23 protein-coding genes and 1 pseudogene are annotated in these 25,296 nt (G+C 62.2%); 12 read left to right on the forward strand and 12 right to left on the reverse strand.

The genetic code is table 11. From position 1 onward, the window contains the following. Positions 1 to 26: 26 nt before the first annotated feature. The 3 genes and pseudogenes from SJ05684_RS19815 (at position 27) to SJ05684_RS19825 (ending at position 1,494) form a co-directional block, all read left to right on the forward strand. Entirely contained in the window at positions 27 to 749 is a 723-nt protein-coding gene (locus tag SJ05684_RS19815) for a glutathione S-transferase (protein ID WP_034854409.1), read from the forward strand. Between the two features lie 8 nt (positions 750 to 757). After that, positions 758 to 1,062, forward strand: a pseudogene (locus tag SJ05684_RS31040) (DUF2934 domain-containing protein). 138 nt (positions 1,063 to 1,200) lie between these two features. Beyond that, complete coding sequence (locus SJ05684_RS19825) at positions 1,201 to 1,494, forward strand: hypothetical protein (RefSeq protein WP_034854407.1); 294 nt, start codon at positions 1,201 to 1,203, stop codon at positions 1,492 to 1,494. A gap of 55 nt (positions 1,495 to 1,549) precedes the next feature. Here SJ05684_RS19825 and SJ05684_RS19830 read toward each other — a convergent pair whose 3' ends face one another. Next, entirely contained in the window at positions 1,550 to 1,960 is a 411-nt protein-coding gene (locus SJ05684_RS19830) for a DUF4168 domain-containing protein (protein ID WP_034854406.1), read from the reverse strand. Between the two features lie 263 nt (positions 1,961 to 2,223). Continuing rightward, positions 2,224 to 3,039 carry a class I SAM-dependent methyltransferase gene (locus SJ05684_RS19835; protein ID WP_034854405.1) on the reverse strand — a complete coding sequence of 272 codons (816 nt, stop codon included), beginning with the start codon at positions 3,037 to 3,039 and terminating at the stop codon, positions 2,224 to 2,226. Positions 3,040 to 3,144: 105 nt separating this feature from the next. On the opposite strand from SJ05684_RS19835, the gene SJ05684_RS19840 reads away from it, so the two are divergent. From SJ05684_RS19840 to SJ05684_RS19855, 4 genes are read left to right on the forward strand one after another with little or no spacing between them, the layout of a single operon-like run. Beyond that, positions 3,145 to 4,278: an ABC transporter substrate-binding protein gene (locus SJ05684_RS19840; protein ID WP_034854404.1), complete on the forward strand. Its 1,134-nt coding sequence runs from the start codon at positions 3,145 to 3,147 to the stop codon at positions 4,276 to 4,278. A 53-nt stretch (positions 4,279 to 4,331) separates the two neighbouring features. Continuing rightward, positions 4,332 to 5,468: an ABC transporter substrate-binding protein gene (locus SJ05684_RS19845; RefSeq protein ID WP_085939053.1), complete on the forward strand. Its 1,137-nt coding sequence runs from the start codon at positions 4,332 to 4,334 to the stop codon at positions 5,466 to 5,468. Further along, the gene (locus SJ05684_RS19850) at positions 5,465 to 6,535 is read left to right on the forward strand and encodes a FecCD family ABC transporter permease (RefSeq protein WP_034854402.1); all 1,071 of its coding nucleotides are present in this window, start codon (positions 5,465 to 5,467) and stop codon (positions 6,533 to 6,535) included. The genes SJ05684_RS19845 and SJ05684_RS19850 overlap by 4 nt, the downstream gene beginning before the upstream one ends. Next, on the forward strand, positions 6,529 to 7,290 hold the full coding sequence (locus SJ05684_RS19855) for an ABC transporter ATP-binding protein (protein WP_034854401.1): 762 nt from the start codon (positions 6,529 to 6,531) through the stop codon (positions 7,288 to 7,290). Before SJ05684_RS19850 ends, SJ05684_RS19855 begins: the two co-directional genes overlap by 7 nt. Positions 7,291 to 7,481: 191 nt before the next feature. Here SJ05684_RS19855 and SJ05684_RS19860 read toward each other — a convergent pair whose 3' ends face one another. The 7 genes from SJ05684_RS19860 to SJ05684_RS19890 form a co-directional block, all read right to left on the reverse strand. Further along, a complete protein-coding gene (locus SJ05684_RS19860) occupies positions 7,482 to 7,718 on the reverse strand; it encodes a hypothetical protein (protein ID WP_034854400.1) in 237 nt (78 codons plus the stop codon). A gap of 95 nt (positions 7,719 to 7,813) precedes the next feature. Next, positions 7,814 to 8,860 (reverse strand): ABC transporter ATP-binding protein, encoded by a 1,047-nt coding sequence (locus SJ05684_RS19865; protein ID WP_034854399.1) that lies wholly within the window; start codon positions 8,858 to 8,860, stop codon positions 7,814 to 7,816. 23 nt (positions 8,861 to 8,883) lie between these two features. After that, entirely contained in the window at positions 8,884 to 10,602 is a 1,719-nt protein-coding gene (locus tag SJ05684_RS19870) for a beta-fructofuranosidase (protein WP_095694326.1), read from the reverse strand. A gap of 3 nt (positions 10,603 to 10,605) precedes the next feature. Beyond that, positions 10,606 to 11,499, reverse strand: a complete 894-nt coding sequence (locus tag SJ05684_RS19875) for a carbohydrate ABC transporter permease (RefSeq protein WP_034854397.1) — start codon at positions 11,497 to 11,499, stop codon at positions 10,606 to 10,608. Further along, positions 11,492 to 12,433: a carbohydrate ABC transporter permease gene (locus SJ05684_RS19880; RefSeq protein ID WP_034854396.1), complete on the reverse strand. Its 942-nt coding sequence runs from the start codon at positions 12,431 to 12,433 to the stop codon at positions 11,492 to 11,494. Before SJ05684_RS19880 ends, SJ05684_RS19875 begins: the two co-directional genes overlap by 8 nt. Before the next feature lie 99 nt (positions 12,434 to 12,532). After that, a complete protein-coding gene (locus SJ05684_RS19885; RefSeq protein ID WP_034854466.1) occupies positions 12,533 to 13,816 on the reverse strand; it encodes an ABC transporter substrate-binding protein in 1,284 nt (427 codons plus the stop codon). A gap of 44 nt (positions 13,817 to 13,860) precedes the next feature. Further along, on the reverse strand, positions 13,861 to 14,865 hold the full coding sequence (locus tag SJ05684_RS19890; protein ID WP_034854395.1) for a LacI family DNA-binding transcriptional regulator: 1,005 nt from the start codon (positions 14,863 to 14,865) through the stop codon (positions 13,861 to 13,863). Between the two features lie 336 nt (positions 14,866 to 15,201). On the opposite strand from SJ05684_RS19890, the gene SJ05684_RS19895 reads away from it, so the two are divergent. From SJ05684_RS19895 to SJ05684_RS19905, 3 genes are all read left to right on the forward strand, one after another. Beyond that, positions 15,202 to 16,578 carry an NfeD family protein gene (locus SJ05684_RS19895; protein ID WP_034854394.1) on the forward strand — a complete coding sequence of 459 codons (1,377 nt, stop codon included), beginning with the start codon at positions 15,202 to 15,204 and terminating at the stop codon, positions 16,576 to 16,578. 111 nt (positions 16,579 to 16,689) lie between these two features. Then, positions 16,690 to 17,460 carry a slipin family protein gene (locus SJ05684_RS19900; protein ID WP_034854465.1) on the forward strand — a complete coding sequence of 257 codons (771 nt, stop codon included), beginning with the start codon at positions 16,690 to 16,692 and terminating at the stop codon, positions 17,458 to 17,460. Positions 17,461 to 17,626: 166 nt separating this feature from the next. After that, on the forward strand, positions 17,627 to 18,877 hold the full coding sequence (locus tag SJ05684_RS19905) for an MgtC/SapB family protein (RefSeq protein ID WP_095694327.1): 1,251 nt from the start codon (positions 17,627 to 17,629) through the stop codon (positions 18,875 to 18,877). Between the two features lie 89 nt (positions 18,878 to 18,966). Here the strand turns inward: SJ05684_RS19905 and SJ05684_RS19910 are convergent, their stop codons facing one another. Next, positions 18,967 to 19,356, reverse strand: a complete 390-nt coding sequence (locus tag SJ05684_RS19910; RefSeq protein WP_034854385.1) for a hypothetical protein — start codon at positions 19,354 to 19,356, stop codon at positions 18,967 to 18,969. Positions 19,357 to 19,636: 280 nt separating this feature from the next. Between SJ05684_RS19910 and SJ05684_RS19915 the strand changes: the two genes are divergently transcribed. Beyond that, on the forward strand, positions 19,637 to 20,089 hold the full coding sequence (locus tag SJ05684_RS19915) for a pyridoxamine 5'-phosphate oxidase family protein (RefSeq protein WP_034854384.1): 453 nt from the start codon (positions 19,637 to 19,639) through the stop codon (positions 20,087 to 20,089). Positions 20,090 to 20,146: 57 nt separating this feature from the next. Here the strand turns inward: SJ05684_RS19915 and SJ05684_RS19920 are convergent, their stop codons facing one another. Further along, positions 20,147 to 22,336, reverse strand: a complete 2,190-nt coding sequence (locus SJ05684_RS19920) for an acetamidase/formamidase family protein (protein ID WP_244426629.1) — start codon at positions 22,334 to 22,336, stop codon at positions 20,147 to 20,149. Between the two features lie 439 nt (positions 22,337 to 22,775). Here SJ05684_RS19920 and SJ05684_RS19925 point away from each other — a divergent pair, with 439 nt between their 5' ends. After that, complete coding sequence (locus tag SJ05684_RS19925; protein WP_034854383.1) at positions 22,776 to 24,227, forward strand: acetamidase/formamidase family protein; 1,452 nt, start codon at positions 22,776 to 22,778, stop codon at positions 24,225 to 24,227. Positions 24,228 to 24,384: 157 nt separating this feature from the next. Here SJ05684_RS19925 and SJ05684_RS19930 read toward each other — a convergent pair whose 3' ends face one another. Further along, complete coding sequence (locus tag SJ05684_RS19930; protein ID WP_034854390.1) at positions 24,385 to 25,221, reverse strand: universal stress protein; 837 nt, start codon at positions 25,219 to 25,221, stop codon at positions 24,385 to 24,387. Positions 25,222 to 25,296: the final 75 nt, after the last annotated feature.

Here is a 25,296-nt window from a genome sequence, read left to right on the forward strand (position 1 = left end):
AGAAGCAAACGAGGGGGAGCTTTGTCATGCCCTACAAGCTCTACTATTGGGACGGGATTCCCGGGAGAGGCGAATTCGTGCGCCTCACGCTCGAGGCGGCGGGCGCCGATTATGTCGATGTCGCCCGACTACCGGGCGGTACCGAGGAAATGCTGGCGCTGATGAAGGATCCGAGTGCCGTTTCCATCCCCTTCGCGCCGCCCTTTTTGGTCGATGGCGATCTCTTGATCCCGCAGGTCGCCAACATCCTGTTTTATCTCGGGCCCCGGCTCGGTCTCGCACCGGAGGACGAAGGTCTGCGTTTCGTCGCCAATGGCCTGCAATTGACGATCACCGACCTTCTTGCCGAAATTCACGACACGCATCACCCGATCAGCGTGTCGCTCTATTATGATGAGCAAAAGCCGGAAGCGCTGAGGCGCTCGGCGGCGTTTCTCGGCGACCGGTTGCCCAAGTTCCTCAGCTATTTTGAGCGGCTTCTCAACCGGAACCCCGCGGGCAGGAAGCATGCCGTCGGCAAGGAATTGAGCTATGTGGATCTCTCGCTGTTTCAGCTCGTCCAGGGACTCCGCTATGCGTTTCCAAACGCCATGCGGGTCCATGAGCCGCACCTACCAGCCTTGATCGCGCTGCATGACGCGGTTGCCGCCCGACCGCGAATCCGTAGCTATCTCGCGTCCGATCGCCGCCTTGATTTCAACGAATCCTGCGTCTTTCGCCGCTACCAGGAACTCGACCAGCAGTTTTGAACCGGAATATGGTCGGGCCGACGGAACAAACAAGCCGGGCCTGCCGTTACGGCTTAGCCGATAGTGCAGCCAACGGAGAGGTGACCATATGGAAAATCACGAGGAAGAGCTGATCAAGCGCCGGGCCTATGCCATTTGGGAGCAGGAAGGCCGCCCGGACGGCCAGCACCTGCGGCATTGGGAGCAGGCCTTCCGGGAAATGCAAAAGCGCTCGGCGCCGGATGAAAGTCTCGGGAACGGCGGCGCGAGGCCGTCGAAACGGTCACCGTCGCCTCGCCGCAAAACGGCGAAAAACGGCGCCGGAAGTCAGTAGACGTCGTTTCAGGATGCCGGTGCCCCCGCCGGCATCCTGAATATTTTTGATAGTGGGGACGATTGCTCTTCCATTCCCGACTTAGCTGCTCCCTCGGGGCAGCGAGCTGTGCTCCACGAAGCGATTCCGGAGAGCGACATGCAACAAACTCAGGCAGATGGCGAAGGCCGCGCGAGGGCACCGGGAAAGCCGTCCTCCGCGCAGGACCATGGTAGCGACGAGAAGATCGGGCACGATCATCCGACCGGCGCAGGCAGTGCAGGCCGGAAACCGGCGGGCGATGATGCCATCTCTTACGATGACGCCGCTGGAGGCGAGGGCTGGAATCGGGCACTCGGCGGCAATACCAGTGCCGGAATGGCCCGGTTGCTCGGGGCGATCGCGGTCTTCATTCTGGTCGGAGCGTCACTGTTCTGGCTCGTCGCCGGATAGGGGCAGACAGGCGTGTCCGCTTGCGCGGACACCGCCCGCCATCGTCGAGAACAGCTTACTGTTGTGTCGGCTGGGAAGTTTGAAGCTTCTCCTGCACCTTATTGGCGAGTGCCGGATCGTTCTGTGCGGCCGTCAGGATGCTCGTATATTCCTCGACCGATATGGGCGAGGCTTCGACGGCTTTGACCATCTGCTGATTGGCCTCGGTCTGCAGCTTCTCCTTGGCCGACGCGTCCGTTTCTGCGCCGATCTTTGCCGAATACTCCTGCCTGACCTTGTCGACCTGGAGATAGGCGACAGCAAAGGCCTCGAGCTTCTCCTCGCTGACGGGCGCGCTTGTGGCGCCGGTCTGCCCCTGCGCCGGCTGGGTTTGCTGCGCCTGGGCCAGTGCAGCTGCGGGGCTGAAGACCATCAAGCTGAAGACTGCAGCGGTCACCGATGCAACGGATGTGCGACGAGTAATCATATTCGTACCTCTCTAAACCTGCATGACGTGATCGGCAGCAAAAACCGCCTGCTTTTCGCTCCCGAATCGAGAACGAACGGGAAGCGAGCGGGACCATGCAGGGTGCAAAAGGGCTCGATTGGGCAGTGGCGGGGCAATTTGCTGACCATTGAGCGGCAGCTTTGTGGCTCGTATCGCGAGTGAATCGGGGCTTCGTCGATCGAGCATTACGCGTGTGATACGGCCCAAAGCTGCACGGCGAGGCAGCAATTCCGGCTCTTGCTTTACGCTGCGGGCAAAGGCTTGCTTGCCCGGATCGCGTAGCGGTGCTGGCTCTTGCGCGCGAGCCCCTTAAAGAAGTTCCAGTTCCTCGCCTGCATACGGTGAATCTCGCCGAGGTCGGTGTCGACCTCGATATCCGTGAAGCCGGCATTGCGGAGGAGATCGACGACCGCCTCGGCGCGTGCGCCATTGGCGAAGTAGACGCGCGAAAGAATGCTGCGGTGCGTTTCCATCATTTCCCGCGAGTGCATCGGCGTGTCGGGCCTGAGAATCCCAGCGCGCTGGCCCCAGGCGCTCAGCTTTCCGAAGAACCGCTCGAGCGCATTCGTGTTGACGAAATCGCCGTCGACGATCAGCACCAGACCCCCTGGCTTCAATACGCGCAGCCACTCCGCGAAAGCCGCGGCCGGATCGACCAGAGTCCAGACCAGATGCCGGTTGACGATGATGTCGTAGTGGTCGTCCGGCTCCATGGTGTTCTCCGCGTCGCCCATCTGGAAGGCAATCGTGCGCTTGCGGTCCTTCGCCTTGCCGCGGGCGCGCTCGAGCATGGGCTCGGCCCAGTCAAGGCCCGTCACCTTGAAGCCGAGATCATCGAGCAGGTGGGAGATCACACCGGTACCGCTCGCAAGATCGAGTGCCGTGCGACCATCGCCGCGGCCGAGATGGCGCAGAAAGAGCCGGTGCCAGGCGGAGCGTTCCTCCTCGGAGAAGATTTCATGCCCCGGGGACAGGTCGAAGGTGGCGGCCCGTTCCGACCAATAGGCCTTGATCTCGTCGCGAAGATCGTAATTCCGCCGCTCTGCCACGTCGCTCATCGGTGCATTGGTTCCTTCGTGTTTGGAAGCGTTCTAAAAGATAATTGTTGACTAATAAAGTCATGAAACTATAGATCGCATCGATTTTCCACCGGAGCGACAACAATGAATTTTCTCACCAGGGTGGCTGCGGCCGCCGCGGGACTTTGCGTGCTTTTTTCGGGCGCCGCCTTCGCCGATACGGTCAAGGTGACCGACATCACGGGCCGCGAAGTCGAGGTCAATGTACCGGTCGAGCATGTGATTCTGGGCGAAGGGCGCCAGATCTATTTCGTTGGCGCCCTCGACAATGACGATCCTTTCAAGCGCGTCGTCGGCTGGCGTGACGATCTGACGAAGGCCGATCCCGAAAGCTACGCCGCCTATCTCGCCAAATATCCCGGCATCGCCAACTTGCCGACCTTCGGCGGCATGAAGGACGGCACGTTCGACATCGAGCAGGCGGTCGCGCTCAAGCCGGACGTGATGCTGATGAACGTCGACGCCAAGACGGCGACGGAAGAGGCAGGCTATATCGAAAAACTCGAGAAGGTCGGCATCCCGCTCGTCTATGTGGATTTCCGCGAAAAGCCGATGGAAAACACCGAACCGAGCATGCGGCTGATCGGCAAGCTGTTCGGCAAGGAGGAAAAGGCCGAGGAATTCATCAAGTTCCGTGCCGAGCAGATCGCCAAGGTGACTGATGTCCTGTCGAAGGCCAATCCGGAGAAGCCGCTCGTCTTCATGGAGCGCGCCGGCGGCTATTCCGACGATTGCTGCATGTCCTTCGGTGACGAGAACTTCGGCAAGATGGTCGAGTTCGCCGGCGGCATCAACATGGCGAAGGATATCATCCCGGGCACCTTCGGCACGGTCAATCCGGAGCAGGTCATTGCAGCGAACCCGGACCAGGTCATCATCACCGGTGGAAACTGGGAAGGCTATGTGCCCGGCGGCAACTGGGTCGGCGTCGGCTATGGCGCGGATGAGAAGGAAGCCCTTCGCAAGCTCGAGAACCTGACCAAGCGCCCGGCTTTCACCGGCGTCAAAGCGGTCAAGGACGGCAATGTCCATGCCATCTGGCATCAGTTCTACAACAATCCGTATCAGTTCGTGGCCATCCAGCAGATCGCAAAATGGCTGCATCCCGACCTCTTCAAGGATCTCGACCCGGAGGCGACGTTCAAGGAACTGCATGAGCGCTTCCTGCCGCTGCCCTACAAGAGCGGCTATTTCGTCTCGCTGAACGTCAGCCAGTAAGCAATCGGACCGGAGGGCAGGGCTCTCCGGTTCCTTTCTCTCGAGGGTTGCAGATGCCGGTATTAAAGAGAGTTCTCCTGGCGATTTTCGCTGCGATCGTCACTACCGCACCGGCGGGCGCTGCACAAATCACCGATGTCACCGGCCGCAAGGTCGAGATCGATCTCCCGGCAAAGCGCATATTGCTCGGGGAGGCGCGGCAGATCCACGTGGCGGCGGCGCTCAAAGGTGAACATGTCTTCGATACGATCGTCGGCTGGCGCGACGATCTGATCAAAAAAGACCCTGATTCCTATGCCGGCTATCTCGAGCGCTTTGCGGACATCGAGAAGCTGCCACGCTTCGGCTATGTCCCAAGCGGGGACTTCAGCCTCGAAGCGGCAATTACCTTGAAGCCTGACGTGCTGACGCTGAACCTTGAGGCGCAGGAAGCGGCCGAGGAATCGGGTTTCATCGAAAAGGCTGCGGCTGCCGGCATAGCCGTCGTCTTCCTCGATTTCCGCGTCGATCCGGCAAAGAACAGCGAACTCTCCATCGCGATCCTCGGGCGGCTTTTCGGGGCGGAGGGTCAGGCGAAAGAATTCATTGGCTGGCGCCGTTTGCAGATTGCTGTCGTCACAGATCGGCTCGCCAAAGCCAGCGCCCTTCCACGTCCGAGGGTCTTCATCGAGCGTGCGCCGGGGATTTCCGGCGACGTCGCCTGTTGCCGCACCTTCGGCCCGGCGAATTTCGGCGAAATGGTGGAACTGGCCGGCGGTCATAATATCGGTTCGGACGTGATCTCGACGACCTTCGGGGACCTCAATCCCGAGCAGATCGTCGTCGCCAATCCCGATCATGTGATCGTCACCGGCAGCAATTGGGCGGCGGAATCCGACGTCAACCAGTTCGTCGCCGTCGGTCGCGGCGCCGGTCCCGCGGCCGCAAGGGAGCGTCTGAAGGGATTGATGCAGCGCCCCGCCTTCGAGAACCTCGATGCGGTGAAGGCGGGCCGGGTACATGCGGTCTGGCATCAGTTTTACGGTGCTCCCTATGAGTTCGTGCCGATCCAGCAGTTCGCCAAGTGGTTCCATCCGGATCTGTTCGCCGATATCGACCCGGATAAAACCTTCCGCGAATTCCACGAGAAGTTCCTGCCGATCGCCTATCGGCCCGGCTATTTCGCTTCGCTGGCGAATGGAGGTGAATGATGGTCGCTTTCGCAGATGAGGTTTCCGGCATGGAGGGGCGCGGGCGCTACCGCGCCCTTGCGGCACGCCGGCTGCTCATGCTCTCGGCTCTGGTCGCGGCGCTGTTTTTCTCCGTGTCGGTGGACATGGCGCTCGGGCCCGCCAACTATCCGTTGTCCGATGTCCTGATGGCGCTCTTCGATGCCGGCAGCGTTAATGACCAGCTGCGCGTGGTGATCTGGGACATCCGCATGCCGATCGCGCTGATGGCCGTCACCGTCGGCGCCTCGCTTTCGTTGGCGGGCGCGCAGATGCAGACAATCCTCGCCAATCCTCTGGCGAGCCCCTTCACGCTCGGCATCTCGGCAGCGGCGAGCTTCGGCGCCGCCCTGGGCCTGGTGGCGGGCATTGCAGTCTTTCCCGTCGCGGTCCAGTACATGGTACCGATTAACGCCTTCCTGATGGCAATGGCCGCCGCCCTCTTCATCCATTTCGCCTCGACAATGCGCGGCGTCACGGTGGAGACGATCGTGCTCCTCGGCATTGCCCTTGTCTTCACTTTCAATGCGGCGCTCTCGCTGCTCGAATATCTCGCTTCCGAGCAGGCGCTTGCCGCGGTCGTCTTCTGGACGATGGGCAGCCTGACCAAGGCGACATGGCCGAAGGTCTGGATCACCGGTGCGGTTCTCCTGATCGCCGTGCCGCTCTTCGCGCGCCACGCCTGGGCGCTGACGGCGCTGAGGCTCGGCGAGGACAAGGCGGCAAGCTTCGGCATCAATGTTCGACGCCTGCGGCTCGAAACCATGATGACCGTCAGCCTGCTGGCAGCGATCCCGGTTTCCTTCGTCGGCACGATCGGCTTCGTCGGTCTCGTCGGTCCGCATATCGCGCGTATGCTCGTCGGCGAGGACCAGCGCTTCTTCCTGCCGGCCTCCGTGCTCTGCGGGGCGCTGCTCCTGTCGTCGACATCCGTCGTCAGCAAAATGCTGATTCCGGGCGCGGTGCTACCGATCGGCGTCATCACGGCGCTCGTCGGCGTCCCCTTCTTCTTCGTGCTGATTTTCACCAATAGGAGACGGTCATGGTAGCCCTGGCGCTCAAGGAGGTCGGCGCGACCTATGGTCGGCGCATCGTGTTGTCCGACATCAGCACCGGGACGTTGAGGGGCGGCCGCCTGACGGCCGTCATCGGTCCTAACGCAGCGGGAAAATCGACGCTCTTCAAGCGCATCGCCGGCCTTGCCGCCGGACCGGGCCTCGTCCATCTCTCCGACACCGCCAAGGGACCGGAGGCGATTTGCTACATGCCGCAGGACACCGGCGCCAATGCGGTGCTCACGGTCTATGAGTCCGTGCTGCTCTCGGCAAAGCAGGGCTCCGGCTGGAAGGTGAAGGACAGCGAGCTTAAGGAAATCGACCGCGTCCTGGCGGCGCTGAAGATCGACGACCTGGCCTTTCGCGGCCTCGGCGAGCTTTCCGGCGGCCAACGCCAGCTTGTGTCGATCGCGCAGGCGCTGGTGCGCAAGCCGGAAGTGCTCCTGATGGACGAGCCGACATCGGCGCTCGATCTCTTTCGCCAGATCGAGGTGCTTGGGTTCATGAAGCGCCTGGCGGCAAAATCGGGCATGGCCGTGCTGATCGCGCTCCACGACCTGAATCATGCACTGCGCTATTGCGACGATACGATCGTCATCAACGGCGGTTCGGTGGCCGCAAGCGGCCCGACGCACCAGGTGATCACCGCGGACATGCTGAAGTCTGTCTACCGCGTCGACGCTCGGGTCGAAGCCTGCTCGCTCGGCCGGCCCGTGGTCATTGTCGACGATTCCATCTCGGCTTCTTGAGGCGCGCGCCTCCGTTCCGGTTCAGCTTAAATGCGCTTTCCAAGCCCACGCCCGAGGGCCAGGCCGGGACACCGGCTTCGGCGGTGGCGATTGCCGCTCCTTGCCGGCGCTTGCGGGGACTGGGCGTTGCGCGACCGGGCGGAACCGGCCGCGCTTCTGCAGTCAAAGGAACAGCGAATCGTCATACCGCGTCACGCCGGTCGCTGTCGGCGAAGGTCGACGTTGATGTGGCCCCAGGCACCGGTGTTGTGGTCGATGATCTCGATCTGTGCTTCTTTCCCGACATATTGCGAGACGTCCCAGCCCTTCCAGTCGAGGACCTCGTCGAAGTTGCCGCTAGCGGTGGCGACCCGTTCGCCATCGACGATCAGGTTGATCGCGGTCGGGCTGAGCTGGGTTGGTGTGAAGGCCTCGTCGTGCCCGGGCATTTTGTTGCTCGAGCGTCGTTCTGAGCGGAGTGCGACGGGTGGCAGATGGCCATCCGCGTCGCGCGGATCGCGATGAGCCTTGGAGACGCCGCGCGTCAGTTGACTCGCACACCTTCTGCCGAGAACAGATGGATGTTCGCGGGATCGGGGGCGACCGTGACCGGCTGACCGGGCTCGAGCTCGATCCGGTCGCGCAGCACCAGGGTCATCTCGACCGATCCGAGCTTCAGGAGCACATGCGTTTCGGACCCGGTCGGCTCCACGACCACGACGGTGGCGGGCGCGCCGCCTTCCGCAATCCTCAGATGCTCTGGCCGGATGCCGTAGATCCCGGCCGCACCGTCCTTGCGGTCGGTCGGCAGCGGCAAAGCGACACCGTCATCGGTGAAGAATGATCCGTCCCTGATCGAGCCTTCAAAGAGATTCATCGCTGGCGAGCCGATGAAGGTCGCGACGAATGTGTTGGCCGGCCGGTCATAGAGTTCCAGTGGCCTGCCGATCTGCTCGACCTTGCCGCCGCGCATCACAACGATCCGGTCCGCCATGGTCATCGCCTCGACCTGATCGTGCGTGACGTAGACGGTCGTGGTCTTCAGGCGCTGGTGCAACTCCTTGATTTCCGCGCGCATGGTGACGCGCAGCTTGGCATCGAGGTTCGAAAGCGGTTCATCGAACAGGAACACCTGCGGGTGGCGGACGATCGCACGCCCCATTGCGACGCGCTGGCGCTGACCGCCGGAAAGCTGTTTCGGCAGGCGGTCGAGCAGGGGCCCGAGTGCCAGGATGTCGGCCGCCTCCCGCACGCGCCTGTCGATCGTCGCCTTGTCCTGCCCCTTGAGCTTGAGTGCAAACCCCATATTCTGCGCGACCGTCATATGCGGATAGAGAGCGTAGCTCTGGAAGACCATGGCGATGTCGCGCTCCTTCGGCGCCACATCGTTGACGACACGGCCGCCAATGCGGATGTCGCCGCCGCTGATATCCTCGAGGCCGGCGAGCATGCGCAGAAGCGTCGACTTGCCGCAGCCGGACGGGCCGACGAGGGTGACGAATTCGCCGTCCTCGATATCCATGGATACGCCGTGGATGACCGGCACGGTGCCGTAATGCTTGCGAACCTGTTCGATCGAGACGGATGCCATGAAGTTCCTCCCTATTTAACTTGTCAGAGCGCGAGCTGCCATAGGCGGGCGGCTGCGACATTACCGTGGCGCGCAATGAGGCGGGCCGAGCGGATGCTTTCGAAACCGGGCAGGCGTTTCGTGCCCGTCCAGCGGCCATTGTCCGCAAAAATCTCGATCGAGCCCATGTCGAGGAAGATGCGAAGCGTCGAGGGCCGAGCGCCGGCGGCGATGTAGCGGGGCGGAAACTTGCCCTCAGGCGCGTCATAGAGGATGCTCAGGCCCTGCTCGTCGACCCGGAGGCCAAGTTCGACTTCGGGGTGGTCGAATTCGAGATCGAAGGCAGCGCCCGGTGCCGGAAGATCGATGACGATCTCGACGGCTCCATTGCCGAGATCCACCGTCTCGCCGGAGAACAGTCGGTGATCGTCGATGAGTTGCCGGCGCAGGCTCTCGGCGCTCGCGACCGGCGGTGTCCGCAGCGTGCCGTCTTCGAGCAGGAGACGGCGTGGTAGCGTCATCGCCGTCGGGAAATCGGTCCTCTTCGAGATATCCGTCCAGTTGGCGAGCCAAGCGATGCCGACGGGGCCGCCATGATCGACGAAGGCCTGGAAGGCGTAGGCATCCGTGCCGAAATCCAGTTCCTGCTCGAATTCCTTATCGAAGTTCCGGCCGTCGAACCGGCCGACTGTCGCGAGCGTCAGGTTGCGCCTGCCGGTCGCCGGATCACGGCTGGTGAGCAGCCCGAAAATCAGCGCCCAGCGGGTTCGCGGATCGTCGGCCGCCCCGTCCAGCGGTACGATGCAGGGACATTCGGCAGCCGTCATCCCGAAACGGTCCTCGCGGTGGAGAATGCCGAGGTAAGTCCAGCCGGCGGCCGCATCCGGATCAGCAGTCTCGTAAAGCAGGACGACGCCCCCCGCATGGTCGCGGCTGCCGACGAGCATCTTCCAGCGGCCATCAGGGCCCTCGAACACATAAGGGTCGCGGAAATCGAGGGTCAGGTCCAGGCCCGCCGGGCGCTCGGCAAGAACGAGTTCGGCCGGGCCGGCGGTCACCAGGTCGTCGCTGACCGCGGTCAATTGGATCTGTTCCTCGGGCTCACGGTCCTTGACCTGTTCGGTGAAGAAGACGCGGATGCCTGGCGCTTCTCCGGAACGCCGAATGGCCGAACCGGAAAAGGCGCCGCCCCGTCCGTCGGCTCGTGTTGAAAGCTCCGCCGAGGGAAAGAGGAAGACCGGCAGGTGTCGCCAGTGCAAAAAGTCGTCGGAAATCGCATGGCCCCAATGCATGGTGTTCCAGCGGAGGCTGTGCGGGTAGTGCTGATAGAAGAGATGGACCTGGTCGCCGAAGCGGCCGAAGCCGTTCGGATCGTTCATCCAGCCGAAGGGCGGGCGGAAATGATAGCTGCCGGGAGCGGCGGGCGGCGCATTGGCCTCTCCGCTCAAGAGCACACGGATGCCCTGTTCCAGGACGTCCGCTTCCGAGAAGGCATAGACGACGGAGAGGGTCGTCGTGGTTGCGTCGTAGGCCAGTACGGTCTCGCCGCCATCCTCAACGACCAACGTCCCGTGTTCGAATTCCTCGGCATTTCGGGCGGTGAAGCGGCCGATCACCTTTCCGTCCCGGCTGGCCGTCATCTCGGCCGGCGTTTCGGCCTCGGCTGCCTTCAGCCACGCATGGATGATGGCTCCAGCGGGAAGGTCGGCGTTCAGCGTTTTCAGGCTGCCGACAAGGACAGGGGGGCTTGCATGGCTTGTCATTGATCAACCTTTCACGGCGGAGCCAACGAAGGAGCTTACGAACCAGCGCTGGAAGGCGATATAAAGGGCGAGGATCGGGATCATCATCAGGACGGAGGCGGCCATGGCGCGATCCCAATAGATGCTGTCCTGACCGAAGAAGGTGGCGATGGCGACGGCGATCGGCCGGGCATAATCGGTCTGCGTCACGAGAATCGGCCAGAGATATTGATTCCAGGCCTCGATCCCCATCAGGATCGACACCGTCGCCAGCGCCGGCAGGCTGAGGGGCAGGAAAATCGACCGGTAGATGCGGAAGACCGAGGCGCCGTCGATCTGAGCGGCTTCGAAAAGCTCCTTCGGCAGTTGCGCGAAAAACTGGTAGAACAGGTAAATGTAGAGCGGGCTTGCAACCCAGGGAACGATCTGCACTGCGAATGTGTCCGTGATGCCGGCGCGCGACACCATGATGACGAGCGGCATGATGATACTCTCCTGAGGGATCACGTAGAGCGCGATTACCAGTGACAGGATCAGCGCGCGGCCGCGCAGCGAACCCCAGGCGAGCACGAATCCAGCCATGGAATTGACGACGAGGCCGAAGCCGACCGTGCCCGCCAGGATGATCAGCGAGTTCATGAGATAGCGGCCGAAGGCAAGTTGACCGGAGAAATTGCCGACCTCCATGAAGTTCGACAGCGTGGGGTCGGATACCCAGAAGGCGCGGAAACTACCCATGTCTGCCAGAATCTGGAAGCGATCGTCCTTGAGGCTCGCCACGAACAACATCAGGAGCGGCGAAACGATCACAAGGGCAATGACGAGTATGCAGGCGGTTTGCACGATGCGCAGCGAACCGATCCCGGATGGCGCGCGCTTTACTTCCAGCTGTGCTGTGGAAAGAACGAGATCAGACATCGTAACGCCTCAGGAGTTGGCGCTGCAGGAGCGCGATGACGAGGACGATCAGGAAGAGAATGACCGAGACGGCCGAGGCATGCCCGAGCTTCTGCTCTTCGAAGCCGGAGCGCACCATGTAGTGCACCACGGTTTCGGTGCTGCTCTTCGGACCGCCCTGGGTCAGGATTGCGACCTGTGTATAGAGCTTGAAGGCCTGAATGGTGGTGATGACCAGAACGAAGACATGTGTTGGCCTGAGCCCCGGCATGGTGACGTGCCAGAAGCGCTGGAAGGCGTTGGCGCCGTCGATGCGGGCGGCATCGTAGAGCTCATCCGGAATGCCCTGCAGGCCGGCGAGGTAGACGATCATCTGGAAGCCGTATGCCTGCCAGGCGGAAAGAAGCACGATCGAGAACATCGCCCAATCGGGATCGCCGAGCCAATCGACGGGCTGAATGCTGCCGCCGGAGAGGAAGCCGATCACCTGGTTGAGCGGTCCTGTCGGGTACTGGAAGAGCGTGCCCCAGATGACGCAGACGACCACCATCGAGGTGATGGCGGGCAAGAAGAAGAGCCCGCGGAAGAAATTGCGGAACGGCAGCTTCTGGTGCAAGAGCAATGCCGTGGCAAATGCCAGTCCGCACTGGATCGGCAGTATCCATAAGGTGAAGCGCGAGACGTTCCAGAGCGATGTCCAGAAGAGATCGTCCCGCAGAATGCGCAGGAAGTTATTGAAACCGATGAAGCGGACGGGCGTCGGACGCGGTACAAGCGGCTGGTTGGTCATTGCCGTCCAGAATGACAGGAGGAACGGCACGATCAGGAAGATCGTCAGGAGGATCACCGCCGGCGCGAGCATTCCTATCTCCTGGTACAGCCGGCTCTTGTCCCGGCGCGAAGCAGGACGCGCCGCAGCCATAGTTGTCGGCAGCGCCGATTGCTGCAAGGTCATGATCTCCTCCTCTTTGGGTCGCGTTCAGTGCCGACAGCCGTATCGCGGCCCTCGGCTATGCCCCGCGGCATTGACGCCGCGGGACTGCGGCCATGCGCGTTACTGCTGCTCGTCGAAGGGCGGATAGCCGTCGTTGTCTTCGATGTCCTCGTCGATCTTCTCTGCCGCGGCCGAGAGCGCGGCCTTGACATCACCGCCATTGAAGATCTCGTCGACGGCGCCCATGAAGGCCGAAGTGATGATCGGATAGGCTGGGTGCGGCGGCCGCGCGACCGCGGTCTTCGACGCCTGCTCGAATGCCACAGCCATCGGGCCGCCGGTGTCGTAGAGCGGTGAATCGGCGGCGAAGCTCTTCAGGCCGGGATACGCGGAATCGTCCCGGGCATAGTCGCGAAATTGTTTGTCCTTCAGCATGAAACTGATGAATTTTCCCGCGACCTCCGGATTCTCCGAAGCGGTAGTGATGCCCCAGATCCAGGTTCCGTTCGGGCTTGCGCCCTGCGGTCCGAATTTCGGCAGCGGCATTACCACGACGTCATCCTTCATTGAGGCGGCGGCCTCGGCATAGAACCAGTGGCCACCCATCGCCAGGGCGGCGGGATGCCCCTCGGCGAAGAACTGGTTGGTGCCCGAGGATTGCGGCACGACCCAGCCATTCTTTACCCATGTCTGCATCATCGTCATCGCTTCGACGCAGGCGTCGCTGTCAAGCGTTCCGACGGATTTCCAGGTCTCGCGATCGATGAGGTCGCAACCTGCCGACTGCAGGATCGGACCATAGGCATAGGTGATCCACTCGGTCTTGATGCCATAGCCGCGGAAAGTGTCGATCGGCCATTTTACGCCGTCGAGCTTGGAGAGTTTCTCGAGATAACCTTCGAACTCCTCGCGTGTCCACGCGTCGTCCACTCCCTTCGGGATGCGGGCGCCGATTGCATCCAGATATTTTCGGTTGCCGTAGAGGACGACGGAAGAGTCAGTGAGCCCGACGGCGTAGAGATCCTTGTCTGCCGGATACGTGCCCTGTGCGATGTTGGACTCGGTCATGTCGTCGAGGACGTCCTGATCGATCAGCGGCTTGATCGGCTGCAGGTAACCGGACCAGACGTAGTTCGCGAGGAACGGTGCGTCGAGTTCCATGATGTCCGGTAACTGCTTGGCCATGACCGCGGCGCTGAACTTCTCGTTGTAGGCGTCATGCGGCGCGTAAATGAGCTCGATGTCCACATCCGGATTGGCCGCCTCGAACCGCTTGGCGACATCCCCATAGGTTGCGACCCAGCCGGGATCGCCTTGATGCATCACATGGATCACCGTCTTCGCCTCTGCAAAGCCGCCAAGCGCGGCGGATGCCATCAGCAGTGAAAGTAATCGTTTACCCATCTTCATCTCTCCTCCTCAACAGGTCTTCACGCTGCAAATGAAAATTAGACTGATGCTCGCTCCACCAATTGGAATGGCAGCTTGCGCACCTCCCCCGGCGACGGATCGCCGGAAAGCAGGATACCGGCAGCCTGGCGGCCCATGGCGCGATGCGGCAAGGCCATGGTCGTCAAGGGCGGGTCGAGGCGTGAGGCGATGTCTACCTGATTGTCGAAACTGGCGACGGCGACGTCGTCCGGAATCTCTGCGCCGACCCGACGCAGCGCCGCATAAACCTCCATGGCCACGCGGTCGTTGCCGCAAAGGATTGCATCGGGCGGATTGGGGCCGCCCATCAGTTCGGTGACATGGGAAAGGACGAGGCTCGGCGCTCTGTCACTGTAGACGCCACGGCGGACGGCAGGCAATACGCGCGCGCAACCGCTATCGAGCCCGGCTTCGGTCATTGCACGTCGGAAGCCCGCCTCGCGCAATTCGCCGGCAAGCAGGCCAGGCAGGTTGATGAAGACGATGTTGCGGCGGCCGGCATCGATCAAATAGCCGGTGATCTCCTGTGCGGCGCCGACCTCGTCCGGCACCAGCGAAGTCACGCGATCATTAGCCTCGCGGCAATTGATCATCACGCCGACGGCGTCCGCAAACTCCTCCGGCAAAGACACGGTCTTGTGGTACATGGCGGCGTAAGCGATCGCACGCGGGCGGAAGCGGCGCACTTCCTCCAGTACAGAGGCCACGTCCCGGCGGCCGCTCAGCGTCATTGCGAAGACAGCCATATCCGATGCTCGCGCTGCGCCGTCGAGGCCGCGGATGATTTCGGTGGCAAAGGGTGAGGTGATCAAGTCATCGGCGACGACGCCGATCAGAGGCATCCAGCCCTGGCGCATGCTGCGGGCCGCAAGATTCGTGACATAGCCGAGCTCCTCGGCGATCTCCTTGATGCGTTGCCGCGTCTCAACGGACATGCGTGCCGATCCGCCATGCAGGGCGCCGGACACCGTCTTGACGGAAACGCCCGCGCGCTTGGCTATGTCGGTCAATGAGGATGTCACGGATGCTTCCTGGTGGGTTAACGTTTACTCATTGAATATCATCGGCGGCGGATCAGTGTCAATCCCGCTGCGCGTCAGGTGGGCCGTTGACGCTCTGGAGAGGCAGCCAGCGTCTCTCGCTGGACGTGCGGGTGGCGCGGACGGCATTGGCGGAGCGACGCACTATTGCGGCGGCGATGCAACTTTTGCGGCAGGCTCCGAGGCCATCTCTTACACTTTCTGCCGTTCTGGCCTATATTAGGGATGCCGAATTTCGACGAAAGGTAGCGGCATCGAAAAGCGCGATGCCGCGCTGGCGTCGCTCCACGCGACGAGACCATGAGGCTTTGACGGCGCATGTCCCGAATCCTCGCCATGGTGATGTTGTTCCTCGCGGTGCTTTCGCTGCCGACTCCCCCTGTGCCCGCGCAAGAGCGTGTCGCTCTCGTCCTGCATGTGGACGGTGCAATCGGCCCTGCGACGGCGGAATATGTAACGAAGGGCCTTCAACGTGCCCGTGAACGGGGCGTCGCACTGGTCGTTCTACAGATGGACACGCCGGGCGGTCTCGACACCTCCATGCGTGAGATCATTCGTGCAATCCTTGATTCCTCCGTTCCCGTCGCGAGCTTCGTCGCGCCAAGCGGGGCGAGGGCGGCAAGCGCCGGGACCTACATACTCTATGCGAGCCATGTGGCTGCGATGGCGCCGGGGACCAATCTTGGCGCTGCCACGCCGATCGCCATTGGCGGAGGGCTGTTCGGTGGAGACGAGGGGGATAAGGAAACGTCCGATGATGCAGACGAGCAGGGTGCGGACAAGCGCCCCGCCAATGCCGCCGAAGCTAAGCTCCTCAACGATGCGATAGCCTATATTCGTGGGCTCGCGGAGCTGCGCGGCCGAAACGTCGACTGGGCGGAGCGTGCCGTACGGGAAGCGGCAAGCCTATCCTCGGCAGCGGCGGCACGGGAGAATGTCGTCGATTTCGTCGCTCCCACCGTCGAGGACCTTTTGAGGCAATCCCACGGTCGCACGGTCCGCGTCGCCCAGACAGATGTCCGGCTCGATACGGCGAACCTTGCGGTCGAGGATTTGGCACCCGACTGGCGGACCCGCTTGCTCTCCGTGATCACAAACCCGAACGTTGCCCTCCTGCTTATGATCGTCGGCATATATGGGCTGATTTTTGAATTCCTGTCGCCCGGAACGATGGTGCCGGGCACGATCGGCGGCATCAGCCTGCTGCTCGGCCTTTACGCGCTTGCCGTGCTGCCGGTGAGCTATGCCGGCATCGGGCTTATCGTGCTCGGGAGCGGGCTGCTGGTCGGCGAGGCACATTCGCCGTCCTTCGGCGTGCTCGGAATCGGCGGCGGGATCGCTCTCGTGCTCGGTGCTGCCATCCTGTTCGATACCGACGTGCCGGGGCTGCAGGTGTCCTGGCCGGTTCTGGGCGGCGTCGCGATCGCAAGCCTCGCATTCAGTTTGATCGTTGCGCGCCTCGCCTACCTCTCCCACCGGCACGAGGTCGTCACCGGTTCGGAAGAGATGATCGGCTTGTCCGGCAAGGTCGACAGCTGGGCGGGAGCCGCCGGTTACGTCATCACCCATGGCGAGCGCTGGAAGGCGGTCAGTACCGAGCCGCTCGATCCGGGCGAGGAAATCAAGGTCGTTGGCCGGGACGGGCTGACGCTCAAGGTCGTGCGCCATGCGCAAGGCGGTTGGAGCGGGGGGTAAGGAAGAGCGTCTGCGGTAGGCCGCCCATCCCGCACCAATTCGTGCAGCCGGTCACGCTGGCAGTGAACCGGTTCGACCCTGGATCGCCGAAGCGGGAAGAGGAGGATGTCGATGCCGTTGTTTGGAAGTCTCGCCCCAGTCGTGGCGGCGCTGTTTCTCCTGCTGATCGTCATCGCCTATGCGATCCGGATACTCAGGGAATACGAGCGCGGCGTCATCTTCACGCTCGGCCGATTTACCGGCGTCAAGGGTCCGGGCCTCATCCTCCTCCTTCCCTATGTCCAACAGATGGTGAGGGTCGACTTGAGAACCCGCGTTCTCGATGTCCCCAGCCAGGACGTCATTTCCCACGACAATGTTTCCGTCCGCGTCAGCGCCGTCATCTACTTCCGGGTGATCGATGCGGAAAAATCGACGATCCAGGTCGAGGATTTCATGGCGGCCACCAGCCAGCTCGCCCAGACGACCTTGCGTTCCGTGCTCGGCAAGCACGATCTCGACGAGATGCTTGCCGAACGCGACCGGCTGAATGATGATATCCAGAAGATCCTCGACGTGCAGACCGATGCCTGGGGCGTCAAAGTGGCGACCGTCGAGATCAAACATGTGGACATCAACGAGTCGATGATCCGGGCAATCGCCCGCCAGGCGGAAGCCGAGCGGGAGCGCCGCGCCAAGGTCATTAATGCCGAGGGCGAGCAGCAGGCGGCGGCGAAATTGCTCGAGGCGGCGGTAATCCTTGCCCGGCAGCCCGAGGCGATGCAATTGCGCTATCTAAGCACGCTGAACGTCCTCGCCGGCGAGAAGAACTCGACCGTGATCTTCCCCTTCCCGATGGAGTTTGCCAGTATGTTTCCCAAGGCGGGGGGCCCTTCCGAATAGTGCAATCGCAACTGCGCTTCAGGTTTCGATATCGGCCGTTCCCCCGGTGCCGACGGCGCTTTGACTTCGGTCACTGCGGGTAGTCTGCGGAAGAGCCAGAATGTGTCGTCTGCAACGGGCATTGGTCTCGTCGTTGCGTTGTGCTGAAGAAGCTTCGGGCATATTGATGGATCCGCTAATTCCGAGGATTGGCCTTGCTCTCGCCATTGGACTCCTGGTCGGCCTCGAACGCGGATGGCGCGAGCGCGATGCCCCGGGGGGCAGCCGCACGGCGGGGATCAGGACCTATGGCATTTCCGGGCTTCTTGGCGGCGTCTTCGGCGCTCTGGCGCGAGAGCAAGGCGGCGGCTTCATTTTTGCCGCCGGGTTTATCGGCTTTGCCCTCTGCTTCGCATGGTTCAAACTGCGCGAGGCCCGCCACGACGGGGATTTCAGCGTTACCGGCGTCGTCGCCGCGCTTTGTGTATTCGCGCTCGGCGGATTGGCGGTTGCCGGCGACCACCGCGCGGCGGCGGCCGGCGGTGCTGCCGTTGCGGCTGTGCTTGGAAGCCGCGAGGTGCTTCACAAGCTTCTGAAGCGTCTGTCATGGATCGAGCTTCGTTCGGCGCTCGTGCTTTCGGTCATGACTGCGATCGGCCTGCCTCTGATGCCGGATCGCGCCATCGATCCGTGGGGCGGCTTCAATCCCTGGGAGATCTGGTCCTTTACCGTCCTCAGCGCCGCGATTTCTTTCATGGGCTATATCGCCGTGCGCCTGTTCGGCGCGACGCGGGGGCTGCTCGTCAGCGGACTTGCCGGCGCACTTGTTTCGTCGACCGCAGTCACCGCGAGCTTAGGGCAGAAGGTCCGGAGCGGCGAGAGTGCAAGACCTTTGGCAGGCGCGGCGTGCCTGGCTGCCGTTGTATCGCTTGTGCGGACGCAGGTGATCGTTGCCGTCATTTCCCCGGCGGTCCTTCCACGGGTGGCGCCCGCAGTGTTTGCCGGCGCCGCTGTCTTCGCGCTCGTTGGTGCCGTATTGATGGGGCGTGGGTTAACGCCGAGTGGACGGGCGGTGAGCGCACGAAATCCCTTCGACCTCATGCCGCTGCTCATTTTCGCAACGCTTTTCGCGTTGACCGCGACCCTGGGAGCGGCTCTGGTGGTGCATATCGGCCACGAGAGTCTGATCGCCGTCTCGGCGCTGTCCGCAGCCTTCGACGTGGACGTCGCCGTCCTCAGCGCATTGCGGACAAGCAGCCAATCCCTGCCGTCGAAGATCATCGGCGATGCAGTGCTCGCGGCCATTGCCGCCAATGCCGCAGGGCGGGTATTCGTCGCCGCAGTTTCCTCTGGTGCGGCCGCCTATTGGCTTCGGTTGGCCGTGGCCTCGGCTTTAGCGATCGGCGTCGGCTGGGCCCTCCGCTGGACAATCGGATGAGAGCAGCCGCGAGATTACTCAAAGTGCCGCGCGCCGCACGTCTATAGAAGCGCGCGGCGCTGTAGGGCGGTTCCGGATCCGGCTTTCCGCTACATAACCAACCGCGTCGCGACCTCCTCGGTCAGATCTTCCTGATCGTTGCGTACCTGCCTGGCCGCTTGCGCTGCCATCTGCGATCCGAGCCGCGTCAGGCGCTCGGCCTCGTCGGAATAATCCTGGAGTGCGTCCCGCCAGAAACTGCAATAGAGGTCGAAACCGTCGCGCGCGTAATCCGACGCGAGCAGTTCCTCCAGGAACCGCCTGTCGTGTTCGCTTCGATTTTTCATGAAGGTCAGCACTTCGATCTGGTAGCGCAGCATCGCTTGTATGGCCGCCGTCTGGAAATGTCCGATCGACAGCAGAAACATGCGGCCATCGACCGGTGCCGGAACCTGGGGCCAAAACGTCGAGGCGAACTTGTCCGTGGTCTTCTTGGGCATGAAGGCAACTCCTCTATTCGCAGCTTCTTGTCGCCCTGTTCGGCAAATCGGATTTACGAACGACACTCAGCACGTCGAGTCTAGGGCTCCATTGTCCGAATGCCATGTCTCTCGTCCTGCAAGACATTATCAGGCGGCCATGCATGCGCTCTTTGATCCGCATCAATCGCCGGCGCAGGCCGCCCCGGGACGCATGAAGTTCAGTCCTTGAGCTAACTCAATGCGGTTCGACAGGCCTAAGATATAAAACATTCAGGCTGCAGGTTGAAGGGATAGAACCATGTTCGTCAGGGAAATGTCCGAGCAGGAATGCCTCGCCCTCGTTTCGTCGCACCGCTTGGGGAGGCTGGGCTGCGTCAAAGACAACAGGCCGTATGTCGTTCCCGTCTACTATGCCCATGTCGGCCAATGTCTCTACAGCTTTTCGATGCCTGGACAAAAGATCGAGTGGATGCGCGGTAATCCGCATGCCTGCGTGCAGGTCGACGAATTTCTGGACAGGCACCAGTGGAAAAGCGTCGTCGTCCATGGACGATACCAGGAGCTTCCGGAGAGGGGGCAGTGGCATCAGGAGCACCTGCGCGCCTGGTCGGCTCTCGAGGCGCATCCGAATTGGTGGGAGCCGGGAGGGCTGAAACCGGCGCCACAGGAGATCCTCGCCGCGTCGCCGCATCTCTTCTATTGCATCGTCATCGACGACGTAACCGGACGGGCTGCGGTGGCGGAAGGCTAATACATGTCGCCGTGCAGCGGTCTTGGGGCAACATGCACTGCTCGAGAAGCGGAGTGGTCAGGGGCGAGCGGTACGCTGGCTGTGGTCTCGCTCCTCGAACACGGCTTTGCTGATCGTGGCATGCACGCCGAAATTTCCGTCGGCGACTTGCGTGATGCCGAAGTCGGCGGCGAGAGACATGATGCTCAGCACCTCGTCCTCCGTGAGATCGTATGATTGCATGATGAATCGGCGCGTCTGGCGGAAGGCGTTGCGCAGCGCCAAATCGATTGTGGATTTCTTGTAGACGTCCGACTGCGCGTTGCTGCCCAGGTCCTTGAGATAGTTGGGGTGGCTGAAGCTCTGTATCACCCAGCTGTGCTGGGTTTCTATGAGTGGCGAGTTAAGACCGCGCAGGAAAGTCGGGCACGCGTCGTCCGCCTTATGCAGCTTTATAATGATGTCGCCCGTCAGCGAACACTCAAGCCCCGTGCCGTTGATCTCGCCGTCCGCCTGCGCGAAATGTCCATCGCCGAGCGAGAGCAGCGCGCCCTGAACCGCAACGGGCAAATAAAGCTTCGCACCGGCTCCGATCCTCCAATTATCGACATTGCCGCCAAAATAGCCCGGCGGAATGGAATCAACCAGGTCGGCCTCGCGTGGAGCCACCGCGATGCACCCGAAATGCATGCGCGCCGGTATGCGCACGCCGCTTCCACTCAAGTCGCGATGCGAAACCTTGCTGTGGTCGACGGGTACGCCTGGATAGTCGATCGTCGCATGGACAACTCCGAAGGGATCGGTCTGCGGCTGCCATTCATAGCTGTATAGCGGACGCGCGGCGGCCGGGCACTGCATGTCGATCTCGAAGATAGTCACCGTTTCGCGTTTCGCGTCCTGGTCCAGAAGGTCGTGATACTGGAACCCCCACCATGCCGATACGTTCGATGCAAAGGCCTTGCCGGGGAAGGCAGCGCTCGGCCTGGGCCGGATATCCACGAACTCGACCTCCAGCACGTCGCCCGGCTCGGCGCCGCGCACATAGATAGGGCCGGTCATAATGTGAACGCCGAATCCCTCGCCGGCACCGCGTCCGAAGATGGAAGCGTTGGCCGGACCGGCACCGCGGCGGTCGACGCGCTTATGTTCGGGTGACCAATCGAATACGCTTTCGGCCCCGCTATCACCCGCCACCATCCGCTGCCAGTCGTCGCCAGCGTGCTGAGTGAGTGTCTCGACGGTGACTGTGTCGCCCGGATCGACGCGCAGCACCGGCGGCAGCGAGCGGCTGAAAAAGCCCCAATGCACGGTTTCTGCGGTTGCTGGCAAGTGCCAATGGTCCGTGCGTTCGCGCGCTCTTACGGTTGGCGGCCGATCCACGGGGGCCTGCAGCACCGGGGCGGCCCGCGCCGCCGCCGTCTTGCGGCCATCCGGTTTGCCGCGCAGTGGATAAGTTTCCTCCGTCTGCGCCCTAGCGCGCCTAACCCGCCTTGGACTCGTTCCAAACATCGCGCCGAAAGCGCGGCTGAAATGCGATTGATCGCGAAAGCCCCAGCGCTGGCCGATCGCGGCGACACTTTCACGTGCATGGTTGGGATCCGCCAGGTCAATGCGGCAACGTTCGAGGCGTTGCTGGCGCACATAATCGGAGAAGCTTTCGCCGCGCCGCTCGAACAGTTTCTGTGTGTAACGGACGGAAAGCCCTTCTAGTCTCGCGATGCCTGCCAAGGTGAGATCCGGGTCCGACAGCCGGGCGTCGATCGCCGCCGCGACGCGCCTGAAATGCGCCGCCTGCACCCCGGTCATGCTGCCAGCGGGCTCGCATACCTCGCCGAGCAGGGCACTTGCCACGAGCTCCGTCAAGGCCACCTCGGCCGCGGTCAGATCGGCTGCACCGGACGTCTCGAGATTTGAGCCCAGCGTTCGCAATCCGGACTTTGCGACCGCAGCGACAACGGTGCTGCCAAGCACTTTCGGCAAGCGGATGCCGCTGCGGCCCAGCCGGGCCTCCAGCGGACCGACGGCCGCCTGAAGCAGGAACACGCGGAAGTCGCTGCGAAAGGTCAACGACCAGTCGTCTGCAGTGCCCAGCACCATCATGTCGCCGTCCGCGAGATCAAACGCCTGTTGCGGGGCGACAAGGCGCCCGCGCCCAGCAACGACAAGAGCGAAGAGGATCCCGTGGCTGCGGCGTATCGGCACGATGTGCTGCGGTGTGCCGGAGATGTCGGCGAGGCGCGTGGTGGCGTTCGCTGCACGTAGGCGCATTGTGCCTCTCGGGATCGGCTGATCGTCGACAGACGCGGAAAGGGAAAGCTCCTCAAGCCAGTCGAGCCACGCCTTATGACGTTGATCGAGGGGCAGATGGTCGATCGATCGCGGAGCCGCAAACATATGAAAAGGGTCCTTGTTGTTCCGCGACACGTGACGTCCCTCGGGCGCCCGTCGGCCGCAGATCGACTATATCGGGACGCCGGCCATAGTATTTGTGCGCATGCGAACAATCTTTTGACTTTACCCGGTCAACAGGCGGAGCTCAAGCTTGGTCAAGGGTACGAAAGTGCACATATGTTTTTGAATTTACTCGCATTTTTTAGGCGGACAGCGCGGTGCGATAATTTTCGGGGCCGTTTGGCTCGATTGCCGGTGGCGCCTGCGGTGCATAACATGGCGCACATTCCTTCCAACAAAAACAAGGGGACTGTTCATGTGCAAAGGCGATGATGTCAGCTGTCCGCATTTCGAACTTCACTACAAGAAGTTGAAGCAAGATCTAAATGCCGAGCGCCGCGGCTTTCTGAAGAGTGGCCTGTTCGCGGCCAGCGGTCTGGCCACGCTGGGCGCCGGTGGTATCTCGCTGGTCACACCCAAACTGGCGCAGGCCACGACATCGAAGCTGCCTGCCCAAAGCGCCTATCACTATTTGCCGGCCAATGCCGAGACCGTGCATTGGGGCTACTTCAGCAAATCGCTGAAGCCTCGCCTCGAGGTTAGTTCCGGCGACATCGTCACGATCGAGTCGCTCACCCACCATGCGAGCGATGATCTGGAGCGCATGGTCGAGGGCGACGAGGGTGCGGAGAGCGTCTATCTCTGGACGAAAGAGAAGAAGGGCGTCGACCGCCGCGGTGCCGGCCCTACCGACCCGGCAATGTACAAGAAAGGCTCTGGTGAGGGGCAAGGCGTGCACATCATGACCGGTCCCGTTTATGTCCGCAACGCGGAGCCAGGCGACATATTAGAGGTGCGGATTCTCGATTGTGTGCCGCGTCCGTCCGGCAATCCCAAATTCCGAGGTAAGTCATACGGTGTCAACGCGGCGGCCAATTGGGGTTTCCACTACAACGACCTCCTTGGCGGCATCAAGCGCGAGGTCGTCACCATCTACGAGGTCGACATCGCCGGCGGCAAAAGCTGGGCCGAAGCGGTGTACAATTTCCAATGGGTGCCGCAGACCGATCCATTCGGCGTCAGGCATGACACGATCGACTATCCCGGTGTTCCCGTCGACCACAGCCTGACCCAACGAAACTACGATGTGCTGAAGGGAGTGAGATTGCCTATTCGCCCACATTTCGGCACGATCGGACTGGCGCCGAAGGAAGCGGACGTCGTGGACACCATCCCGCCGAGTTACACTGGCGGCAACATCGATAACTGGCGCATCGGCAAAGGCGCCACGATGTATTATCCGGTCGCCGTCGACGGCGCGCTGCTCTCGGTCGGTGATCCCCATGCCAGCCAAGGTGACAGCGAATTGTGCGGAACGGCGATCGAATGTTCGCTCACTGGTACGTTCCAGCTCATCTTGCACAAGAAGGCGGACCTTGCCGGCACACCGCTCGAGGAGCTCAACTACCCCATGCTCGAGACGCAAACCGACTGGCTCGTGCACGGGTTTTCCTACGCCAACTACCTCGATGAACTGGGATCGAGCGCACAGAGCGACATCTATTCCAAGTCGTCTGTCGACAGAGCGTTGCGCGATGCGTTCCGGAAAATGCGCCATTTCCTCATGACGACCAAAGGTCTAACAGAGGACGAGGCGATTTCCCTGATGTCGATCGGAGTGGACTTCGGCATTACCCAGGTCGTTGATGGAAACTGGGGGGTCCATGCGGTGGTGAAGAAGGACATCTTCGCCGCACGTGTTGCCTGAGACGTCATAGTAGATGCAAAGACTTACAGCGCCGTGCGTCCTGAGGGACGCACGGCGCTGTAAAGCGCGGTGATGCGCGCTCGCGGTGCTCTTAAGGGTTGAGGCGATAAGCTCGCCACCCGCCGCATCCGGCCGACGCCGCCGCCCGCTTTGCCCGTCAATGGACCATCAACACCGGCGCCGCTGCCGTATCGATCATCGATCTCGTGACGCCGCCGAAAATCCGCTCGCGCATGCGCGAGTGGCCGTAGGCGCCCATGACGATGAGGTCGGCGCCAATCGAATGCGCATGCCGGTTGATGACTTCCTCGACGCGATGGCCGGAGCTCGGCAGACGGTCAACGGTGACCTTGACGCCGTGACGGGCGAGGTAGGCGGCTATGTCGGCACCCGGCTCCTCGCCGCTCTTTGTGGGCGAATCCTCCGGATCGACCATGGTGACATGAACGAGATCGGCGGCGCTCATCAAGCCCACCGCCTGCCCTACGGCGCGCGCTGCCTCGATGTGGGAATTCCAGGCGAGCAGCACCGTTTTCGGGATCATAGTCGCGCGTCGGCCTTTCGGCACCAGCAGCACGGGACGGGCCGAGCTGAAGAGGGCGCCGTTGACGGTGCGAGCCCGTAGCTCGGGATCGGCGGCGAGTCCCGAACCGATCAGCGTCAGATCGGCATAGCGGGCGCGCTCGCCTATTTCATTTTCCGCCCAGGCAAATTCAGAATAGATGCTGTCGACCTGAAAGGAAACTCCGGTTGTTGACAGCACGGTCTTGGCGCGCTCCACGCCCCTACGGAGGTCGGAGAGATCCCGCTCCCGTTCCTCGAACCACGCGATCGACATCGTGGCGGCATAGTCGCCAAGCGGGGGCGGTGCGGCCAGTTTGACCACCAGTGCCGTCAGATGCGCTCCAGTCGCCGTGCAGATGTCCGCCGCCGCCTGCAAATCATCCTCGAAATTGTCGACGCCGATCACGCTGAGAATGGTCTTGTACGTCATCATGAGGAATCTCCTTTCGCGGGTTGATCCAAGTCACATGGCCATGATCGTAGATTGCCGGCGATAGCGATCATT

Source organism: Sinorhizobium sojae CCBAU 05684 (genome assembly GCF_002288525.1).
Taxonomy (GTDB): domain Bacteria; phylum Pseudomonadota; class Alphaproteobacteria; order Rhizobiales; family Rhizobiaceae; genus Sinorhizobium; species Sinorhizobium sojae.

Bases quoted from the DNA above. Each gene is read 5' to 3' on its own strand.
- SJ05684_RS19815 (WP_034854409.1), top strand. From the start codon at position 27: ATGCCCTACAAGCTCTACTATTGGGACGGGATTCCCGGGAGAGGCGAA.
- SJ05684_RS19825 (WP_034854407.1), top strand. From the start codon at position 1,201: ATGCAACAAACTCAGGCAGATGGCGAAGGCCGCGCGAGGGCACCGGGA.
- SJ05684_RS19830 (WP_034854406.1), bottom strand. From the start codon at position 1,960: ATGATTACTCGTCGCACATCCGTTGCATCGGTGACCGCTGCAGTCTTC.
- SJ05684_RS19835 (WP_034854405.1), bottom strand. From the start codon at position 3,039: ATGAGCGACGTGGCAGAGCGGCGGAATTACGATCTTCGCGACGAGATC.
- SJ05684_RS19840 (WP_034854404.1), top strand. From the start codon at position 3,145: ATGAATTTTCTCACCAGGGTGGCTGCGGCCGCCGCGGGACTTTGCGTG.
- SJ05684_RS19845 (WP_085939053.1), top strand. From the start codon at position 4,332: ATGCCGGTATTAAAGAGAGTTCTCCTGGCGATTTTCGCTGCGATCGTC.
- SJ05684_RS19850 (WP_034854402.1), top strand. From the start codon at position 5,465: ATGATGGTCGCTTTCGCAGATGAGGTTTCCGGCATGGAGGGGCGCGGG.
- SJ05684_RS19855 (WP_034854401.1), top strand. From the start codon at position 6,529: ATGGTAGCCCTGGCGCTCAAGGAGGTCGGCGCGACCTATGGTCGGCGC.
- SJ05684_RS19860 (WP_034854400.1), bottom strand. From the start codon at position 7,718: ATGCCCGGGCACGACGAGGCCTTCACACCAACCCAGCTCAGCCCGACC.
- SJ05684_RS19865 (WP_034854399.1), bottom strand. From the start codon at position 8,860: ATGGCATCCGTCTCGATCGAACAGGTTCGCAAGCATTACGGCACCGTG.
- SJ05684_RS19870 (WP_095694326.1), bottom strand. From the start codon at position 10,602: ATGACAAGCCATGCAAGCCCCCCTGTCCTTGTCGGCAGCCTGAAAACG.
- SJ05684_RS19875 (WP_034854397.1), bottom strand. From the start codon at position 11,499: ATGTCTGATCTCGTTCTTTCCACAGCACAGCTGGAAGTAAAGCGCGCG.
- SJ05684_RS19880 (WP_034854396.1), bottom strand. From the start codon at position 12,433: ATGACCTTGCAGCAATCGGCGCTGCCGACAACTATGGCTGCGGCGCGT.
- SJ05684_RS19885 (WP_034854466.1), bottom strand. From the start codon at position 13,816: ATGGGTAAACGATTACTTTCACTGCTGATGGCATCCGCCGCGCTTGGC.
- SJ05684_RS19895 (WP_034854394.1), top strand. From the start codon at position 15,202: ATGTCCCGAATCCTCGCCATGGTGATGTTGTTCCTCGCGGTGCTTTCG.
- SJ05684_RS19900 (WP_034854465.1), top strand. From the start codon at position 16,690: ATGCCGTTGTTTGGAAGTCTCGCCCCAGTCGTGGCGGCGCTGTTTCTC.
- SJ05684_RS19905 (WP_095694327.1), top strand. From the start codon at position 17,627: ATGGATCCGCTAATTCCGAGGATTGGCCTTGCTCTCGCCATTGGACTC.
- SJ05684_RS19910 (WP_034854385.1), bottom strand. From the start codon at position 19,356: ATGCCCAAGAAGACCACGGACAAGTTCGCCTCGACGTTTTGGCCCCAG.
- SJ05684_RS19915 (WP_034854384.1), top strand. From the start codon at position 19,637: ATGTTCGTCAGGGAAATGTCCGAGCAGGAATGCCTCGCCCTCGTTTCG.
- SJ05684_RS19920 (WP_244426629.1), bottom strand. From the start codon at position 22,336: ATGCGCCTACGTGCAGCGAACGCCACCACGCGCCTCGCCGACATCTCC.
- SJ05684_RS19925 (WP_034854383.1), top strand. From the start codon at position 22,776: ATGTGCAAAGGCGATGATGTCAGCTGTCCGCATTTCGAACTTCACTAC.
- SJ05684_RS19930 (WP_034854390.1), bottom strand. From the start codon at position 25,221: ATGACGTACAAGACCATTCTCAGCGTGATCGGCGTCGACAATTTCGAG.